Here is a 5,207-nt window from a genome sequence, read left to right on the forward strand (position 1 = left end):
CCGAAGAATCGATCGCCCTCAACCCCCCAACCTCCGAGGCGGATCGGCAAGGGGAAGCAAATATCGCAGCAACTGAGCCAACCAAGCCCGAGCAAGCATCAAAGCCCCAACAGGCTGCTCCGGCTTCCCCTTCCAATGCGCCTGCACAGAAGGCGCAGTCTGGAACGCCCGCAAATACAGTCTCTCAGCAGCCAATTCCGAGCGGCCCCAACAATGTTCCGGTGCCGAATTTGCCAGCACCAACTCCCCGCGGCACTCCCATCGAAAGTTTCCCCCCAGTCACCCCGAAGGGCATTTTAGAGACCAATCCTCCGGCTTCCCTGGAGCCCAACCCGAATCCGCTGCAGTTTCCGACAAAGCCAGAGGATGTCAGGATCGAGCAAACCGAGTCAATTACCTTGCAGCAGGCGATCGATCTGGCCCGCCGCAACAGCCAAACTTTGCAAATCGCCCAGAAGCAAGTGGAACAAAACCGATCGGCCGTGCGGGAACAGCAAGCGGCTCTTTATCCCGAACTGAATTTTCAAATGGACGCCAGCCGTTCTGTCAGTGCCGGCGGAGAACTCGGAGTCCGGGCCGCACAGCGCCGCGTTGACTCTCAGGCCAGGCAAAGCGGGCAGCCCAGCACCAGTGTCGGGCAAAATTTAGGCAGCAACACTCTCAACAACACTTTGCAGTTGAGCTACGATGTCGATTTGTTCGGCAGGCGGAACGCTAACATCCGCGCGGCTGAGGAACAGTTGCGGCTTCGGGAATTGGACTTGGAGCGCCAAGCCGAGCAACTCCGCTTCGACACTGCTGAGGTTTACTACAACTTGCAAAACTCCGACGGACAAGTTGCTATCCGCCAAGCTTCGGTGAGAAATGCCCAGCAAAGTTTGCGGGATGCTGAAGCTTTGGAACGGGCGGGGGTGGGAACCCGGTTTGCGGTGTTGCAGGCTCAGGCAAATTTGGCTAACGAACAGCAGCAACTTTCAGTGGCCCGCCGCGACCAGCGGGTGGCTCAGCGCCGTCTGGCCGAGATTTTGAATATCAGCCAGTCGGCTAACTTGACGGCGGCTGACCCGATCGAACAAGCGGGCTCTTGGCGGCTGTCTTTGGAAGAGAGTATTGTCCAGGCTGTTAAGAACCGCCCCGAATTGGAACAGCAGTTGGTGCAGAGGGATATCAGCAAGCAGCAGAGGCGATCGATTTTGGCGGGGCGTTTGCCTCAACTGAGCGTCGGGGCTGCCTACAACGTGCTGGGGCAAGACCCTGACGACCCGAACCCGTTTGCTAGTCGCGGCTGGGCGGACGGGTACTCGGTGCGGGCGACTCTGACTTGGAGTATCTTCGACGGGGGCGCGGCGAAGGCCAGGGCAAAACAGCGTGAGGCTGATATGACGATCGCCGAAAGTCGATTCGACCAACTCCGCAACCAAGTGCGCCGGGAAGTTGAACAAGCGTATTTTGGCTTGGAGTCGAGTTTTGAGAATATCGAAACTTCTGAGGCGGGGGTTTTGCAGGCGAGAGAAGCTCTGCGTTTGGCCAGACTGCGGTTTCAAGCTGGCGTCGGCACTCAGACTGATGTGATTCAGGCGGAAACTGATTTGACTAGGGCTGAGAGAAACCGATTGTCGGCAATTATCACCTACAACCAGGGGCTTTCGTCTCTCCAGCGGGCTGTGAGCAATCTTCCTACTAATAACCTCTCGGATGCTCCTTGATGCCAGTTTCCCACCCAAAAAAATTCAACTGCAGGTGAAGTCCACACCCCGATCTCGTCAGAACTCCCCCGGCATCCCCGGAATCGTTGGAGGGACGAAACAGCCGTTTCCGGTTCCCCCCTCCAACCGGGGCGGTTTCATTCTTGGTAGGGGCCGTGCCCCCGTGCCGGCCCTGGGGCCCAAACGTGCATTCAATCGTTGGTGGGGGGTAGGCACGGGGGCACTACCCCTACAAAACTCTGATTTTCCTGAGTTGGTGGGGGTAGGCACGGGGGCACTACCCCTACAAAACTCTGATTTTCCTGAGAATGAAACCGCCGGGCCTTCCAACGGGGGCGATCGGAGCGCGATCGCACTTCACAGCAATCTGTGACTGCGTTTGACCTGGTTGTCTAATTGCTTTGGGTGGGGCGATTCCCGAAGATAATGGCGATCGGGCGCACCTCGAATCGCCAAGGTAATTAGACAAGGGCTATTAAACGTCCGACACATTAGTTAATATTTTGTAATAGAGTTCCATATCAACTGCGTTAAGGATCGGCAATGGCCAATATCAAGTTTGTCAAGGAAAATCAGGAAGTCATCGCAGCAGACGGAGCCAATTTGCGGCTGAAAGCTCTAGAAAACCGCATCGATTTGTACACCTTTTCGGGAAAGATGATGAATTGCGGGGGCTACGGTCAATGCGGTACCTGCATTGTGGAAATTGTCGAGGGAAGTGAAAATCTGTCGCCCCGCACAGACTTTGAGAACCGCAAGCTCAAGAAAAAGCCCGAAAACTATCGGTTGGCTTGTCAAACTACCGTCAACGGCCCGGTGAGCGTGAAGACTAAGCCGTAGCTGGCAAAACCCAGAGCGAAGAAGAGAAATGGCCGCCGTCAAGCGTGAAGCAGTAAAAGACAAGAACTGTGGCTGTGGGAGGCTCCGACTCTGGGACTCTGGGAGGCTCCGAGGCTCTAAGTGTTCCTTTTGCCTTTGAGTGCTATGCTAGTTGTGTGTGTTTTCCTATTTTTTGACAGAGGCGGGGGTCTTTATGGAAGTTAACGATTTAGGGTTTGTGGCAACCATTCTTTTTGTATTGGTTCCCAGCGTTTTTCTCATCATTCTGTACATTCAAACAGCTAGCCGTCAAGGTGGAAAAGAATAATAGCAATTGCTGCTATTTTTGTCTGGCTTTGCTAGTTGCAAAAAAAGCGCCAACAGCTCTTGCTGCGGCGCTTTTTTGGTGGCGTGTTGAGTTTTTGTGGCTAACTAGGGCTTGCTGAATAAATCTTCGAGCGATCGTCGAGTAACGGCAGGTGCAAGGCTCCCCGACACTCCTGGATGCAGATAATATCGTTTCCGGCTGCATCGGAATGATTTAACCGCAGAGTACACAGAGTACACAGAGTCCGAGAATATATATCTGAATCATTCCGATGCTACCGGATTTGATATAACTTCAAGAATTGAGAAGAAAAGAAGTAGGGTGCGTCAGCTATAAATCTCAAATCTACACTCCGCACCCTACTGCTGGCGGCGAGAGTTTAGCCGACGACTGTGCGGGCTAGCAAGACGGGACAGTTGGCGTAGACTCGCACGTAGTCTGAGAGGGAATTTCCTAAAAGTCGATCGAGATCCAAAAAGTTTTTAGCAACATTGGGCCGCCGATCCGGGGAACCGATTACTAATAAATCGGCATTCACGTCGTCTGCAATCCGACAAATTTCTTCTCCGGGCTTACCTGTGGCACTCACGCAGCGGTAGCTAACTCCCAGTTGTTTCGCGAGTGCTACTGCAGGAGCTAATACCGGGTCTTTTTCAGCATTTGCTGTTACATCTTCGGTGGATTTTCCAGTCAAATCTTTGGTGACGTGCACTAGAATTATTTGTCCGCCGTTAACTTCTTTGACAAAAGATAGGGCTAGTTCTAAGGATTGTTTGGCGGATTCAGATGGGTCTAGCGCCACCATGACTCGCCGGATTTTTTTGACGTAGATGTCGTCTTTGACTAATAGCATCGGTCTGGATGTTAGCTGGAAAACGTACTGGCTGACTGAGTTTTCCAGAATCGACTGCAGCCGCCCCAGTCCCCGGGAACCCATAATCACTAAGTCCGATTTTTCTTCTTCTGCGACTTGGCAAACTGTGGTTTTTGGGTCTCCCTGTTTCAGGCGGGGGTTGACTTTGTTGGGATCTATTTTTAAAGATTGGACTGCTTGTGCTAAAATCTTTCCTCCTTCTTCCAACTTGTCGGCCATGCCGTCGGATGTTACTTGGGGCGGCACGACGTGCAAGACGGTGACAGAGACTTGCTGCATGGCAGGGATGTCCATCAACATATTGAACATCTCTTCGCACAAGCCCCGACCGGCGACGGCTACTAAAATTTTTTCTATCATGGTTTTTGGCAGTAAAAAACAGTTGAGTTTTCTTGTGTGACTCTCTCACTAGGGCGTTGGTACTCTAGTCGCTTAATGTTAAGCATAAGCCTGAAGTTTGCTTTATGATTTGTAGAAATGTAGCGTTTTGGAACAATTTGTAACGTGTTAAAGAACGATCGAACTCAACCAGAACTCGCACCGGCTAATGCTATTCAACATCGGCCCGGAATCGACTCTGAGGGCTGGTTTGAATATTTGGTGCGAGTCTACCCTCACCATACTGACTACTCAGGTATGGTTTGGCACGGGACTTATTTGGCTTGGATGGAGGAAGCGCGGGTGGAAAGTTTGCGCTCTCTCGGCATTGAGTATGCAGAGTGGGTGGCGCAGGGTTTGGAATTGCCCGTGGTGGAGCTTTCGGTGCGCTACCACCGCTCCGTACAAATGGGTCAATTGGTGGCGATCAGAACGCGGATGGCTGCGAGCGAGGGTGTGCGGCTGCTTTGGGATTACGAAATTCGATCGCCCGATACGCAGGAATTATACGTGACGGCGCAGGTAACTTTGGTTGGTGTCGATCGGGAAAAAGGCAAGATTGTCCGCCAGTTGCCGCCGGCGCTGAAGGAGGCTTTGACAAGGCTTTCTGCTAGACCTTCAGCCTGAGCTGCTGTTGATTGTCAAACGTATACAGCCTTTCGAGCGTAACATGAGGTACTCTCGCGGCCTCCGCGGGCATAGGGCACAGCCAGGAGTGGAAGGAGCCGGCATACCTCACCAAGCTTGAGAACCGCTATAGTCCTGTACGGGTCGCCAGAAACCGGGTTTTTTGTACAAAACTTCGTTGTAGCCTTCGCTCTCGACCGAAAACCCGGTTTATCGAGTCAGCAGTGCGTAATTACTGACAGGATTTTGGCATTCTTCTAATTTATATTTTCAGCATTCGTAGCAACTCTAAACTATGTCAAAAAACCTGGAATTTCCCGATGTAAATAGTGAAAAGCAGCGCAATGTATTGGACGATAATGAGTTAATGTCTGCGTTAATAATTGAAGATAAAACTATTGTTTCGGGAAACCAGGACAATTTAAACAACGGTGAATTAGCAGAGGGTAAAAATAAAATTTGGGCGGTCGTATCG

General features: G+C 51.9%; 6 protein-coding genes and 1 pseudogene. 5 read left to right on the forward strand and 2 right to left on the reverse strand.

Annotated features, from left to right (window positions below):
* A partial coding sequence (locus tag WBA89_RS22170) for a TolC family protein (protein ID WP_424409501.1) occupies nt 1-1,706 on the forward strand: 1,706 nt, incomplete at its 5' end.
* Nucleotides 1,707-1,989: 283 nt separating this feature from the next.
* Here the strand turns inward: WBA89_RS22170 and WBA89_RS22175 are convergent.
* Nucleotides 1,990-2,175 (reverse strand): hypothetical protein, encoded by a 186-nt coding sequence (locus tag WBA89_RS22175; protein WP_424409502.1) that lies wholly within the window; start codon nt 2,173-2,175, stop codon nt 1,990-1,992.
* A gap of 74 nt (nt 2,176-2,249) precedes the next feature.
* Between WBA89_RS22175 and WBA89_RS22180 the strand changes: the two genes are divergently transcribed.
* Together WBA89_RS22180 and psbM are read left to right on the forward strand one after the other, a co-directional pair.
* Entirely contained in the window at nt 2,250-2,546 is a 297-nt protein-coding gene (locus WBA89_RS22180; RefSeq protein ID WP_194065444.1) for a 2Fe-2S iron-sulfur cluster-binding protein, read from the forward strand.
* 193 nt (nt 2,547-2,739) lie between these two features.
* Nucleotides 2,740-2,853 carry a photosystem II reaction center protein PsbM gene (psbM, locus tag WBA89_RS22185; RefSeq protein WP_193970859.1) on the forward strand — a complete coding sequence of 38 codons (114 nt, stop codon included), beginning with the start codon at nt 2,740-2,742 and terminating at the stop codon, nt 2,851-2,853.
* Between the two features lie 379 nt (nt 2,854-3,232).
* Here psbM and WBA89_RS22190 read toward each other — a convergent pair whose 3' ends face one another.
* Nucleotides 3,233-4,087, reverse strand: a complete 855-nt coding sequence (locus WBA89_RS22190; protein ID WP_424409503.1) for a universal stress protein — start codon at nt 4,085-4,087, stop codon at nt 3,233-3,235.
* Nucleotides 4,088-4,231: 144 nt separating this feature from the next.
* Here WBA89_RS22190 and WBA89_RS22195 point away from each other — a divergent pair, with 144 nt between their 5' ends.
* Together WBA89_RS22195 and WBA89_RS22200 are read left to right on the forward strand one after the other, a co-directional pair.
* Nucleotides 4,232-4,732, forward strand: a complete 501-nt coding sequence (locus tag WBA89_RS22195) for an acyl-CoA thioesterase (protein ID WP_424409504.1) — start codon at nt 4,232-4,234, stop codon at nt 4,730-4,732.
* Nucleotides 4,733-5,027: 295 nt separating this feature from the next.
* Nucleotides 5,028-5,207: pseudogene (locus tag WBA89_RS22200) on the forward strand (DMT family transporter); the annotation flags it as partial.

Source organism: Microcoleus sp. (assembly GCF_049646505.1).
GTDB lineage: Bacteria > Cyanobacteriota > Cyanobacteriia > Cyanobacteriales > Microcoleaceae > Microcoleus.

Excerpts from the sequence above, each read along its gene's own strand:
- WBA89_RS22180 (WP_194065444.1), top strand. The coding sequence starts at position 2,250 with ATGGCCAATATCAAGTTTGTCAAGGAAAATCAGGAAGTCATCGCAGCA.
- psbM (WP_193970859.1), top strand. The coding sequence starts at position 2,740 with ATGGAAGTTAACGATTTAGGGTTTGTGGCAACCATTCTTTTTGTATTG.
- WBA89_RS22190 (WP_424409503.1), bottom strand. The coding sequence starts at position 4,087 with ATGATAGAAAAAATTTTAGTAGCCGTCGCCGGTCGGGGCTTGTGCGAA.